Origin of the sequence: Hallella multisaccharivorax DSM 17128 (assembly GCF_000218235.1) — a bacterium.
Taxonomy (GTDB): Bacteria; Bacteroidota; Bacteroidia; order Bacteroidales; family Bacteroidaceae; genus Prevotella; species Prevotella multisaccharivorax.
On record NZ_GL945017.1, the window covers coordinates 2,931,158 to 2,943,335 of the forward strand.

9 protein-coding genes and 1 tRNA gene are annotated in these 12,178 nt (G+C 47.0%); all 10 read right to left on the reverse strand.

Going from position 1 to position 12,178, the window contains the following annotated elements; translation table 11 throughout:
* Positions 1-55: 55 nt before the first annotated feature.
* The 10 genes from PREMU_RS12450 to PREMU_RS12495 all read right to left on the reverse strand — a co-directional run bounded on the left by PREMU_RS12450 (position 56) and on the right by PREMU_RS12495 (position 11,668).
* Positions 56-706 carry a SprT-like domain-containing protein gene (locus tag PREMU_RS12450; RefSeq protein WP_007575802.1) on the reverse strand — a complete coding sequence of 217 codons (651 nt, stop codon included), beginning with the start codon at positions 704-706 and terminating at the stop codon, positions 56-58.
* Between the two features lie 324 nt (positions 707-1,030).
* A complete protein-coding gene (locus tag PREMU_RS12455; protein WP_007575803.1) occupies positions 1,031-2,041 on the reverse strand; it encodes an endonuclease/exonuclease/phosphatase family protein in 1,011 nt (336 codons plus the stop codon).
* 14 nt (positions 2,042-2,055) lie between these two features.
* The gene (locus PREMU_RS12460) at positions 2,056-3,585 is read right to left on the reverse strand and encodes a SusD/RagB family nutrient-binding outer membrane lipoprotein (RefSeq protein WP_040559060.1); all 1,530 of its coding nucleotides are present in this window, start codon (positions 3,583-3,585) and stop codon (positions 2,056-2,058) included.
* 19 nt (positions 3,586-3,604) lie between these two features.
* Positions 3,605-6,916 (reverse strand): SusC/RagA family TonB-linked outer membrane protein, encoded by a 3,312-nt coding sequence (locus PREMU_RS12465; protein WP_007575808.1) that lies wholly within the window; start codon positions 6,914-6,916, stop codon positions 3,605-3,607.
* Between the two features lie 211 nt (positions 6,917-7,127).
* Positions 7,128-8,120, reverse strand: a complete 993-nt coding sequence (locus tag PREMU_RS12470; protein WP_007575809.1) for a FecR family protein — start codon at positions 8,118-8,120, stop codon at positions 7,128-7,130.
* Positions 8,121-8,186: 66 nt separating this feature from the next.
* Positions 8,187-8,774: an RNA polymerase sigma-70 factor gene (locus PREMU_RS12475; protein WP_007575810.1), complete on the reverse strand. Its 588-nt coding sequence runs from the start codon at positions 8,772-8,774 to the stop codon at positions 8,187-8,189.
* Positions 8,775-9,257: 483 nt separating this feature from the next.
* Positions 9,258-9,629 (reverse strand): BACON domain-containing protein, encoded by a 372-nt coding sequence (locus tag PREMU_RS12480; RefSeq protein WP_007575813.1) that lies wholly within the window; start codon positions 9,627-9,629, stop codon positions 9,258-9,260.
* Between the two features lie 8 nt (positions 9,630-9,637).
* The gene (locus tag PREMU_RS12485) at positions 9,638-11,092 is read right to left on the reverse strand and encodes a C10 family peptidase (protein ID WP_156804021.1); all 1,455 of its coding nucleotides are present in this window, start codon (positions 11,090-11,092) and stop codon (positions 9,638-9,640) included.
* Positions 11,093-11,206: 114 nt separating this feature from the next.
* Positions 11,207-11,485 carry a hypothetical protein gene (locus PREMU_RS12490; protein ID WP_156804022.1) on the reverse strand — a complete coding sequence of 93 codons (279 nt, stop codon included), beginning with the start codon at positions 11,483-11,485 and terminating at the stop codon, positions 11,207-11,209.
* A 110-nt stretch (positions 11,486-11,595) separates the two neighbouring features.
* A tRNA-Lys gene (locus tag PREMU_RS12495) sits at positions 11,596-11,668 on the reverse strand.
* Between the last annotated feature and the right edge of the window lie 510 nt (positions 11,669-12,178).

The following is a 12,178-nucleotide window of genomic DNA, read 5'->3' on the forward strand; positions in this document are numbered from 1 at the left end:
TCTCATTTTTAGCAAATGGCCGATATGTATTTTTGATGAATCCTCAGCCGTCCCTCTAAAGTGGTATCATCGTACTGGTGAGCCAATCAAAGGTTTCTGAATCGGTGAGGCGTCCACGGAGTGAGCGCACGCGCGGCATATCCTCGAACCAGCGGTTGTCGGTCGTGAACCAATGAAAGGCAGTTACCTCGCGTACTTGTTTGAGGCGGTTGTCGATTTGTTTGGCGAACTTGGGATTGACGGATGAGAGGAAGTGCTTGCCGTCGGACGTCTCAATGGCAAGCACCAGATATTGCTTGATGACGTTTTCCGATCCCGTATAGGCCTTTCTTGTGCCCTGCATTCTCGTTGTCACCTGAATGTGCCATCCGTCACGGTTCAGTCTTGCCATTATGCCACGAAACACCACGCCGTGAGGCGATGTGTCCTTGACACCGCTGACGGCAATGCTCAAGTGGATCATTTCGTGCAGCAGAACATTGCGGAACTGGTATTCTGTCTGGTCGTAGTAATTACTGATAGAAAGTGTGAAAGCGTCGGCGGATTTTCCTTTTCCAAAGAACCGACGACCCCACACAAGGCCGTGCTGGCAGGCTAAGGAGCCGAGTTGCGACTTTGAGCGTCCAATGAAAAAGCGCGGTTCTGGGAGCCCGTTCTCGAAATAGCGGGTGTTGAAGGTCTGAAAGTTATCTTTCAGCCAGAGCATATCTATTAGCATTCTTAATTATCCTAACGAGTACGATAGTGTGTTCATACCAGCAAAATTAGCAACAATTTTTCAGAACGCATATATTTCTGTTGATTCTTTATACAGATTATCTTTAACTTGGATTACTTTTTCGTAAGCCATCAGCTCTTTTCGCATTAACGGGTCTGTTCATTTTAACAAAGTGCGAGTGTCTAAAAGGATGGTGGTATTATAGTCATGAATTGCTCAGGCAGCCATGAAAATGCGGCGTAATGGCCACTGTGCAGGGAAACTCCATCCTGCCCAATGGCCATTACGCCGCATTTTTATTTGGCCGATTTCCTATTTGATGCTAAAATCCACGAGCACAGCTTTATGGTCGGTAGGCCATACGCCAGCGGGTAAGAGGAATTCGTCATTGCTTTCCTCCATTACCCTCTTGCTGCGCACAATGCTCCCCCGGGGGCCTACAACCACGGCCTTTACAGGACGAAGGCGCTTGTTGGCACGATAATAAATATAGTCTATGCGGTCACGCTCGTCAGCTTTCGGGGCCCACGAAAGGCGAGACACCGGCATCAAATTGTTATCGGCCGGGAAAGTAAACCCTGGACAGGACTTTACATTGGGGTGAACCATTCGGTAAGCATCTTTAAAGCCATTCCGGTAGAGCATGGATGAACAGTCCCATTTCACAACGGCACCGTGATGGTCCCAGAATTCCTTTACCGCCGGCTTCCAGTCCAGATGTGACGGTTCATTAAAATCTCCCGACAGAAAGACAAACCTTCCGGCAGCAATATCTTTCCCCGAGGCATCCAGAAAGGCACGTATGCCTTCGTCACGTGTCGAAAGGCGGTTGGCCTGGCTAATCAGCTTGCTGTCCGTTACGGGAGCGTCAAGAGGTTTCCAGGTTACACCGTCATATCCACGCGGAAGATAACATGCATAATTTGTATAATCGAGATGGGCAGCATAAACGGCAACGTCCTGGCCCAAAACAGAGGTTATGCATCTGAGAATGGAACCGCCGGAGGAAAACACTTCTGTCTGCTCCGAGATGGGGCCTTTGGACAAGACGGCAACATCAAGGTTGGTTGAGTCGTTGCCATGATAAGTCACACCTTTGGTTTCAAGTGCCTTGACCAACTTCGGAGTAAAGCGGACCCCGTTGTAATTCCTCACCTCGCAGAGCACGACGATGTCGGCATTGGAACGGACTATTTCGTCGACTATGCCCTTAAAGCCGCCCTTCACCATTGTACCTTCCTGCCATATGTTCATTTCAAAAAACCTCAAGGTAACGGCCTGTGCCGCCATCCTGAAAAAACAGGCCAGTATCAGAATAATCATTGTTCTCATGCCACTTACTTTAAAATCCACATTACTGCATTAACGTCGTCATCGCCATTATATTGTCTTTGGATGGCTTCTTCGACATTCTTCTTGTTATGGTCAAATTCTGATGTAGGATAAAGCCATCTGAGCGGTATTTTCGTGGGCTGGTCAGAGTTCATATTGGTTTCCGGGTTTATGGGGAAATCAGGATAACCGGTACGGCGGTAGTCATAATAAGGAATGTACGCTAACTGCATGAACTCGGAAACATACTTCTGTTCCATAACCTTCCTGAGGTCAGATTGGAAATCGCCCGTTAACTGTATTGCTTCACGATTAAGAAAGTTGGTGATTACCTCGTCGGTTATTTTCATACCGTGGTTGTATGCCGCGTCGTCCGGTGTATGGTCTGCCGTAAATCGCATGGCGGCTTCAATGCCTCGCTTGTAATATGTCACAGGGTCAGGTATCCAGCCTCTCAATGCCGCTTCGGCGAGAATGAAGTTCTGTTCGGCGTAACCAACGACGATGTATGGTTCGCCCGGGGTATAATACATGTAGCGGTCGTTAAGTGAACAGTGCTCCCCCTTGCTAAGAACGTCTTTCAAATAGTCGAGAGGCTCTGAAGGGTCTATGCCCGGATAGGCTTCCCATTCGTTTTCTTTCAACCCCTCCTTGAGTTTTGCCGCCGACGGGGCCGCATAGTAGAAGAGGCGGTAATCCTTATTCTTTTGCAGAATGTCTATCAGTGTAGTGGACACGATAGGATACAGCGTAAACTTGTTCTGGGCATGATTGAACGGATACATCTGTCCTTCTTTGGACGAGAACACCAGCTGAAGATTGTCATCATTCGATTCCATCAGGTCGCCCCTTGCGACAACCTGGGCGAACTTCTGCCTGACGTTAAGGTCACTGTCGTCAACTTTCCCTGACAGGTTTATCAGCACTCTGAGCTCCAGTGCGGTGATAATCTTGGCCCATTTGGCATGTTTGCCGCCAAGGACAGGGTCACCGGTGAAGTCAGTTGCTCCTGACATTAGCTCATAAGCCCTGTCAAGATCCTTGAGGAGATAGATGAAAACGTCTTTCTGCGTGTCATATTTTGGCGTGAATTGTCCGTTGGCCCCCTGAAGGATGTCCTTGTATGGAATGTCACCCACGTTAAGGGTATAGTTAAACAGCAGGAAAGCCTTGAGAAAGAGGCCAAGGCCACGGTAGGCCGCAGAATCCTGCGGATTGGACAAATCTCCCATAAGCCGGTAGTCTTTCAGGCGTGTATATCCATCAAAGTTCTCACGGCCGAAACCGTTGTACTGTGCATCCTCAAACCCTTCAGCCCATCCAAGATACTTGCTATAGAACTGGTTTTGTACAAACGACTTTGCCGTTGGCTGCTTGACAATGCCCATGATGGCTCCGGTGGCGAGCAGGGTGGACGTTGCTTTTGTTGCCGCGTCCGGGTCGGTGTTCAGGTCATCAAAGTTGCCTGTACAAGACGTGAATGGGAAAAGGAGTATGGCAATAAGCATACCGGAAATATAATTTGCGTATTTCATAATTTCAATCATCATTGAATTAGAATGTAAGTTTCAAATTGAATCCTAAATAGCGAATGGATGGAGAATTCAGGTTCTCCGAAGCCTTGTCAGGATCAGAGAAGCGGAATTCCTTTGTCCATATGAGCAAGTTCTGTCCGATGAAGCCTATGCTGGCACGCTCGGCACGAAGCTTCCTGCAGAACGACTGTGGCACATCATAGCTGATGGCCAACTCGCGAAGCTTGAAAAACGTCTGGTCGAGCAGATTCTGCGTACGGACGCTGCCTATGTACGGATTCATCTTCAGCATGTACGACTCATAGGAAACCACCTTGTCGTTAGGAGCAAACACGCGGTCGTCACGCACGATGTTGCCGTCGCTGTCCCAGTCGGCACTTCCCGATACCACCTTGACCCCTTTTCCCACGAAGGTTTTATTGCCGTTTACCACCTCTTCATATCTGTATTGGTTATCGCTGTCGGGATGCACGCCCGAGTTCCACATTGCCTGGTCAATAACCGAATGCGCAATGCCTCCTGTCCTTCCGTCAACCGATAGGCTTAACGTAAAATTCTTCCACGATACCGTTGTGTTGAGCCCCCATATCCAGTCGGGCTCAGAATAGCCCTGGACGGTGGCGTATGGATTGTACAAAGGCATGCCGTCGCTGCCGTGAACAATGTTACCGTCAGGGTCGCGCTGGTAGTCATAGGCCGATACCCAGTCCCAGCGCTTGCCTTTTTTCACCCAAGGATGCTGCGTGCTGTAAACAGGGTCTACCTTTCCGTAGTAAAAGCGGTCACGTGACCAGTTGAACGTTGCCGACCATACGAGGTCCTGATTCTTGACAATATCGCCGGAGAGAACAACCTCCCAGCCCTTGCGGACCTGCTCTTCCTCCATGTTGATAAGGGTGCTGGTATATCCGCTCGTGGGCGTAAGCCCTGCCGAACGGGTATTATTGTAGTTGAGTTTATGATAGTAAGTTAGGTCGAAGCGCAGGCGCCCGTCAAGGAACTGTGCGGCTGTGCCAAGCTCGTATGTGCGCGATGCCGACGGGGACAGGACGGCGTTGTGAATGGTTGACGGCGAATATACGGCCGTCATGTTGTCCCATACGTTTGTGGCCAGGGAGTAGGCATTGTTTATGGAGTAAATACCCATGTCGTGTTTCGTCTGCGTCCATGCCCCTCTTATCTTCCAGAAAGAAACCTCCTTTGGCAGCGGGACAAACTGTGACAGCACCACACTTCCAGCAACGGATGGATAGAAATATGAACGCGTGGCAGGCGGGAGCGTTGACGACCAGTCGTTTCGTCCGGTAAATTCAATGAACACTGTGCTCTTCCAGGAAGCGGCAATCTTGCCATAGAGGGAGTTGACCTGCTTGTGGCTTTCCGACTTACCCGTCGTGGGAGGGTCAACTGAAGCGTTGAGGGAGTAATATCCCGGCACAAGAAGCCCCCCTGACGTTTCAGAATGAATACCGTCATCTTCAAAGTAGTAGATGGTGCCACCGAAAAAACCATCAAACTGAAAGTCCTTATATTTATAGTTGCCCAGCAACATGGCATCGGTATTTGAACTGAGCCCGGTGTATCTGGCGTAGTGGTAATATCCTTTTTTGTTCCCCCAGCCGCTGACGGAACCCACAGGTGTTTGATACTCATCCTTCTCTGTGTAAGTGTCTATGCCGCTGCGCAGCATGAGCTTCAGCCACGGCAGCAGCTCATAATTCCCGCTGAAAAAAGCATTGGTAACGTCATACCTCTGCTTGTGGGTTACCTCATAAGCCATATAATAAGGGTTGTCGTACCAGCTGCGGTCCATCCAGTTCGACTGTTCGTCCTTTTTTACCCAGTAATTTCTGTAGTCGCGTATGTCAAATTCCGTTCCGCTCCAGATAAGCAGGTTATACAGATAGCCGTTGCCACCGTACCCCGTACCCTCGTCGTTAGGGAAGAAACGCCTGTTATAGGTGACGCCTGCCTCGCCGCTGAATTTCTTATATTTGAAATGGCCGCTGACGGCATAGGTAAGCTTGTTCAGGCGCTCATTCGGCCACTGCCCCTTATTGTACACGTAAGTGAGCGACGAACGCACACCGCCGTACTTACCGTTCTGCTCAATGCTGAGATTGTTGTTGGTAACAAAGCTGAATTGCGAGAAATTCTTCAGGTTGTCCTTTCCCTTTGACACCAGCGGCATCACTTCCCACTCGTGCGTCTGCGGGTTGTACTGGCTGGCCTCACGGCCGATATCCAAACGGTCGCCCCATACGTAGTCACCCGTTTTGTATTTACCGCCTGAACCGGAGCTATAACTTGTCTGCACCTTCGGAAGCCTGAGAAATCCGGCATTGAACATCGTGCTGCTGTTGAACGTAACGCTGAAACCTTCTTTCTGCCCGTGCTTGGTTGTAATCATGATGGCACCAGAGCCTCCACGGTCACCATAAAGGGCCGAGGCCGTGGCTCCCTTCAGCACACTCACCGACTCTATGTCGTCTGCGGCAATGTCACGCAGGGTGAGGTTATGATACGGCACCCCGTCAACAACCAGCAGTGGAGTTTCACCCCGGAGCTTGATGACCGGCGCTTCATTGAACTCCGTACTGTTTTGAACGTTCATGCCGGCTATCTTTCCGGTCATTGAAGCAGCGACGTTCGTCGACTTCACTTTCGATAGGGCATCGCCCTCGAGCTTCTGGGTGGAGTAGCCCAGGGCTTTCTCCTCACGCCTGATGCCCAGTGCCGTAACGACCACTTCGCTCAGCTGCCTGCTGCTCTCCGTCAGGGTTACCGTCATGCCGTCGACCGCGCGCAATGTCCTATCCTGGTATCCAATATAGCTGATGTCCAGCATGGCGTTCAGGGGTGCTTCAAGCTGAAAGTTACCCTTCGCGTCCGTAATTGTTCCGAAGGACGCGCCGTGCACCTTGACCGTGGCACCGATGACAGGTTCACCCTTGCTGTCGCAGATGTGTCCCCTGAAACTTTTTTTGCTCACCGGCTGTAAGGGTGATGTGCCATTCTGCCCCTGTGGCTTGACGGCGCGCCTGATAACAACGGTTTTCCCGTTAATGTCAAAGGTCAGGCCATCCTGCCCCTTCAGCAGCCTTTCAACGATGGGGCGGATTGTCGAGTTCTTTGCCTCCAGCGACACACGCCTGTTCAGGTCAAGGTCCTGTGAAGAGAACATGAAGGAATAGCCCGATTCCTTCTCCACTTTGTGTATCGCATCCCTGAACGTGAGGTTGCGGATGCTCAACGTAATGTTCTGCGCCGCAAGCGCCATGCTGAAACAGCACGCGGCCGCTGCAACGATTAGTTTGGTTTTGATTCTCATAGGATAGATTGATCTTTATTGTAAATAAAAAAAATTAGCCTACGGCAGTCATGCCATATCAATGAAGGTTTTGACACGATATTAAGATGACACCGAATTCGTGGGAGGTGGGTAGGAGAATTACTGAAAAAAAAATCCATGCCTGTAATTTAGAAACATGGATTACACTTTTTGCCCTACATAGCTTTTTCTTCATGAAGGCATGCCACGGTTACCTGACGTAGTAAGTGCCGTTTTGCTCCGACACGTGTATCTTTCCTGTTGAGCTCATGTTGTGGAGAATGTTGTCAAGTGATTCCTGTTCAACGTCCAGATTACAGTAAAACCTGACAGAGGCCGCACCAGGCAACACGACAATTCTTTTTTGGTAGTATTGTTGAAGGCTGCCCATAATCTCTCCAACGGTTGCGTCCTCGAACCTCATGCGTGAAAGTGTCCACAGCCTGGCATGCTTGGCATTGACCGTGTTCTTGGTCATTTGCCCCGTGAGGCGGTTATACGTCATGCGTTGGTTAGGCACGAGCAACATTTCCTGCCTGCCGCCGGTGAGCGACAGCCTGATGCTGCCTTCCACCAAGTCGGCCGTAACGTTTGTTTCGTACCGCCTGTTACGGAAATTGAACTTTGTACCCACAACGGTCAAAGACAGCTCTCTCGACAGAATACGGAAGGGGAGGCACTTGTTCCCCGCTACCTCAAAATAGCCTTCTCCTGACAGGGTAACATCACGATTGCTTATGCCATATGCCTGCCCCCATGTAAGCTTTGAATTGCTGTTGAGCCACACTTTTGTGCCGTCAGGCATCGTGAACAGGGCCTTGCCCCGGCTGCCGGTCTCCGCTGTCAGGGCACGGCCGTGCGGCTGGCGTACATGGCTGCCTATCAGGAATCCGGACAGAGGCAGCAGCAAGAGCAGGACAACCACCGCCACGGCAAGCCACCGGTGAATGACCACGCGGCGAACCGGCGCCGCGCCATAACCCTTTGCCCTGATTCTGTAAAGGGCTTCGTCAACGCTTTCTTCAGAGGCCGACAAATCGCATTGGGTTGCATACCAGGCCTGTAACTGCCGGCGGACATATGCACGGTGGGAGGGCCGTTCGTCCATCCATGCCGACAACCGCTCATACTCCCGCGGGCTTGCCTGGCGGGTGAGGCAGTCGGCAATGAGGTCGTCCATTCTATTGTATTGTTGGCTATCCATTTTGAAACACTTCTTTTAATATATGATGTAAACTTCACGGCTTGCGGGTAGGACACTTAATCCAATTCACGCGAAAAAAATAAGAACCATAAGAAATTTGGACAAATGTTTCCTGAGAATACGCAACGCCAACTTCATGTGATACCTCACCGTGTTTACCGATATGTCAAGCTCCCGGGCTATCTCCTGATACGATTTGCCTTCCATCCTGCTTTTAAGAAAAACGTTACGGCTTTTGTCCGGAATGTGGGCCATAGCCTTCCTGGCCTCTTCGCCCAGTTGCTCCTGAAGAAGAAAGTCCAAAGGGTTGTTCGCGTCCACAAAGGCTTTGTCAACCATATCCGAGAACCGCCTGACGACACTCCATGGCAGCCTGCCGCCACTGCCTGAGCCGTTGTTTCGGATATAGTTCAAGCTGGCATTGCGGGTGGTAACGAAGAGGTAGTCCCCGAAGTTCCTGATTTCAGGAAGCTGCTCCCTCTTTTCCCAGATACCGAGAAACACGTCATCAACAACTTCCTCTACGGCATCCCTGTCCATGACAATCTGGCTGACAACGACGCACATGGGCTTGTAGTAGATGCGGAATATCTGGTCGAAGGCGTGGCGGTCGCCACCTCGAAGCAATTTTATCAAATTACTTTCATCATTCATCCATTTCAGTTCTTTTACCCAAAGCAGGCCTCAAATGGATAACGCAACGGCTCCAGAATTATTTTATGCCCGTCATATTTTGTTTGACGGTTTTGGGTCGGTTCTTAAATACTACTGGCACTGAGTAGTTATATAGAAGAAAACTGCCGACCGAAGCAACAGTCACACGAGCAAAAATAATTCAGTTACCGAATAGTACTCCATCGTTACCTAGGTGAAATCGGGTAATGGTTTAGTAACTGAACTTCTGCCTGAATCAGCATATCCCCGCCCTTTACAAAGGAGGCAGTTTTATGCAAATTGTTCCGTTTCCTGCTCATTATCAGTCAGTCAGTTTGCATCAACTTAGATTTTTCTTCATTTTTAAGGATTAGTTACACTGCTGACAATTGCCAAAATTATCAGCCAATGACGCCCTCGCTTAGGGAGCCCCCAAGGCCCAACACAGAAATGAGAATGTCGACCTTGAGCCCCATATGGTCATCAATGCTGCGTTACCTTGATATCTGCAGAAAAATCGTTCACCATACCGCTTAGATAAAGTGTTCGTTTTTTCCCAGTAGTATTGGGCAATGCTGTAATCTTCAATACTTCCGTGTATAGCCTGAATTTTACGGTCAGCCAATCATACGTAGCGATTATGGTGTCATTCTCTCCCTTAGAGTAGGTTGTGTTCCCGTCACCGTTGTAGTCATGGATCTCCACCTGGTAGCATCCACTTGTTCCGGAACAGACCTTTGTGCCACCATCTTTCTCAAACGTTATATGAGACGGATAGCCATAGTTATCTGTACTTCCACAGGCTACAAGTAAGAGTGATAATAATAAAGATATAAGATAAATTTCTCTTTTCATATTTGCAATTATATTGGCTTCTTGTACGTGATTATACGAATATGATGATTAAACTTGGTCTTGTCTCTTTTTTCCCAAGGATAATCATAATCATTCTCATTGCTATTGAGTTTGAAAACTCCATCGACATAATATCCATTACAGTGTCCTCTCCATCCGAAATCGCAATGTACCATTCGACATGTATCAGTTATTGTACTTGTGCCAATTAGGCTTCCGTTCCTGTATTGTTTTGTAATCTTCTGTCTGACCCTTACTTTATACCCATCTATAATCCAAGCATGACTAAACCATACTTTAATGCCTAGAATAGCGTAGATAATCACAGGACAATCATTGTTAATCATCGATGTGACTCTACTATAATTATAGTTGAATCTATTCACATCCTCATACCCCATTTTTTTTAAGAAAGAAGATGCTTTTGATGGAAATGTGAAAGTTCCTTGGTAAAAATACATTGAGCCACAACTTTCTGATATGCCTTTTAATAGAGTTGCAGCTGAAACCTTGCCAAGAGTCGTATTTACATTACTCATGGCATCCCAATTTACAATATTCCCATTATAAGAGAATATTCCTGGACACTTAAATTTTGTTAGAACTTTAGCTAATGACAAAGGGAAACACCCTGCGGGTGCTCTTCTCTTATGACCAAAAAGAATACACATTCGTTTCTTGGGATAAAAATCATTAAATGGAGATTTTTGATGCCATCCAACATATGCACTTAATATGTTACTTGTCCGTTTTATATCTCTCCAATCTGTATACGTCGTATTTGTAGTATAAGAATTGTTATTACTACCGCTGCCAGTATATATCTCATCCATAGCATAATCTACACAATAGGACAAGGCAATTCTTTCGTGATTGTATCTTGGATTTGCAATTGCCCTTGTTGCTGGCATACTATCTTCTTCTGAGAAATTTCCAACCCAATTGTCATCTTGTGTTTCATCATAGGTAGAGAAAGTGTTTGGATTTAAAAACACTTCATCAGGATAATCACCTACCGTGAATAATCCATTACCAGTAGTTGGATAATCTGGATCTATATAATTCTCTTTATTCTTGAAAAAAGATGCTACAGCATCTACATCCTCTTTTGTTAAGTTACTCTTGTCAGCTACAGCAATAACTCGCTCCTGAATTCTATCATCTGCTGCTAAAACAGCAAAACCGCTATTGTCAGAGAAGTTTGCGACGTATATAACATTCTCCGCATCTGTGGCCATTGCCCGTGTCGCAACGTTTTCCAACTTCATTGGGATTACGTTCATAACCCTTGGGAGTGGACTATTCGACCTTGTCATACTACCCTTGAGGAAATCATTAAGTGTAGATAATGCTTCCTCGGCAGTAATGGCATGTGAATTCGAGACCTCTTCTGAAAGAGGATTTCTTGTAACTTCCTCTTCAGAATCCTGACAAGCATTGAAGCTAATCAAAGTAACTACCATCAGGGATAGTTTAAAAAACCATTTTTGGTGCATGGTATTGATATTTAAATATGACAAAGAGAGAATTACTAACTCTCACAGTTTGAAAATCATTCATCGATAAAGGTATCAATTTTAAAGATTCGGGTTATGAAAAATTCTCTTTTGGCGCAAAGTTAATAAAATTTTAGTTTGTGACAAAATATTTTTAGAAGAAAAACTTATTAAAATATTGTTGCTAAATTCTTTATTCATCGTCAAAGCTTCATCACCCTCAGGTAAGCTGATGATGAATATCTTTACTTCGCTTACCGAGTTTGAGCGTGTAGCGCAAATTTGTAGCGCATTTGGCATTTTGTAGCGCAAATGGTTCCCGATGGGTCTTTTTACTTCCCGACACTTCCCGTTGGCCATAGGATTTAACATTGACACAAAATCCTCTAAACCAACGCATTGGAACACAAGTGCCTGTGTTTGAACCTAAAAAAGGGGATCCTTGAAAGAATCCCCTTTTTGCCGTTTCGTGACCCGCATGGGGCTCGAACCCATGACCCCAACATTAAAAGTGTTGTGCTCTACCAACTGAGCTAGCGAGTCAACTTCAAAAATAAGCCCGACTTATTTCGAAGTTGCGAGTGCAAAGGTAGCAACTTTTATTTTTATAGCCAAACAAAAAGAAAAAATCTTTTCAATAAATACGGGGTCCTAAAGAAATAGGGACTGTATACTTTTGACTTCCAAGGTATTAAAGCCCTGATGCTGGTCACTTCACAATTGCGTAAGCGTCTCCGCGATTGTGTATTGTAGCTGAAACAATGAATTCGTATCTTGCATCCAAATAAGAGAAGCAAGATATATGTGAAACAGCTATTAAACGCTATGAGCATGCTCTGACTATTTTTGCGAGCAGGATCCGACAAGGGATCCCTACAAAGTTGTCATCGATCTACCGTGAGAACAGAATATATTATTGTAAATGTTAAACTAAAGGACATCCGTGCTTGGTCAACCGAGCACCTGTCCAAGAACTGGGTTAAAGAACGAACTAAAACGCTCAGAAAAGTGTGCTAAAATTGGTATAGCGAATTGGACAACTGCGGAAAGAAG

Excerpts from the sequence above, each read along its gene's own strand:
- PREMU_RS12450 (WP_007575802.1), bottom strand. The coding sequence starts at position 706 with ATGCTCTGGCTGAAAGATAACTTTCAGACCTTCAACACCCGCTATTTC.
- PREMU_RS12455 (WP_007575803.1), bottom strand. The coding sequence starts at position 2,041 with ATGATTATTCTGATACTGGCCTGTTTTTTCAGGATGGCGGCACAGGCC.
- PREMU_RS12460 (WP_040559060.1), bottom strand. The coding sequence starts at position 3,585 with ATGAAATACGCAAATTATATTTCCGGTATGCTTATTGCCATACTCCTT.
- PREMU_RS12465 (WP_007575808.1), bottom strand. The coding sequence starts at position 6,916 with ATGAGAATCAAAACCAAACTAATCGTTGCAGCGGCCGCGTGCTGTTTC.
- PREMU_RS12470 (WP_007575809.1), bottom strand. The coding sequence starts at position 8,120 with ATGGATAGCCAACAATACAATAGAATGGACGACCTCATTGCCGACTGC.
- PREMU_RS12475 (WP_007575810.1), bottom strand. The coding sequence starts at position 8,774 with ATGAATGATGAAAGTAATTTGATAAAATTGCTTCGAGGTGGCGACCGC.
- PREMU_RS12480 (WP_007575813.1), bottom strand. The coding sequence starts at position 9,629 with ATGAAAAGAGAAATTTATCTTATATCTTTATTATTATCACTCTTACTT.
- PREMU_RS12485 (WP_156804021.1), bottom strand. The coding sequence starts at position 11,092 with ATGGTAGTTACTTTGATTAGCTTCAATGCTTGTCAGGATTCTGAAGAG.
- PREMU_RS12490 (WP_156804022.1), bottom strand. The coding sequence starts at position 11,485 with ATGGCCAACGGGAAGTGTCGGGAAGTAAAAAGACCCATCGGGAACCAT.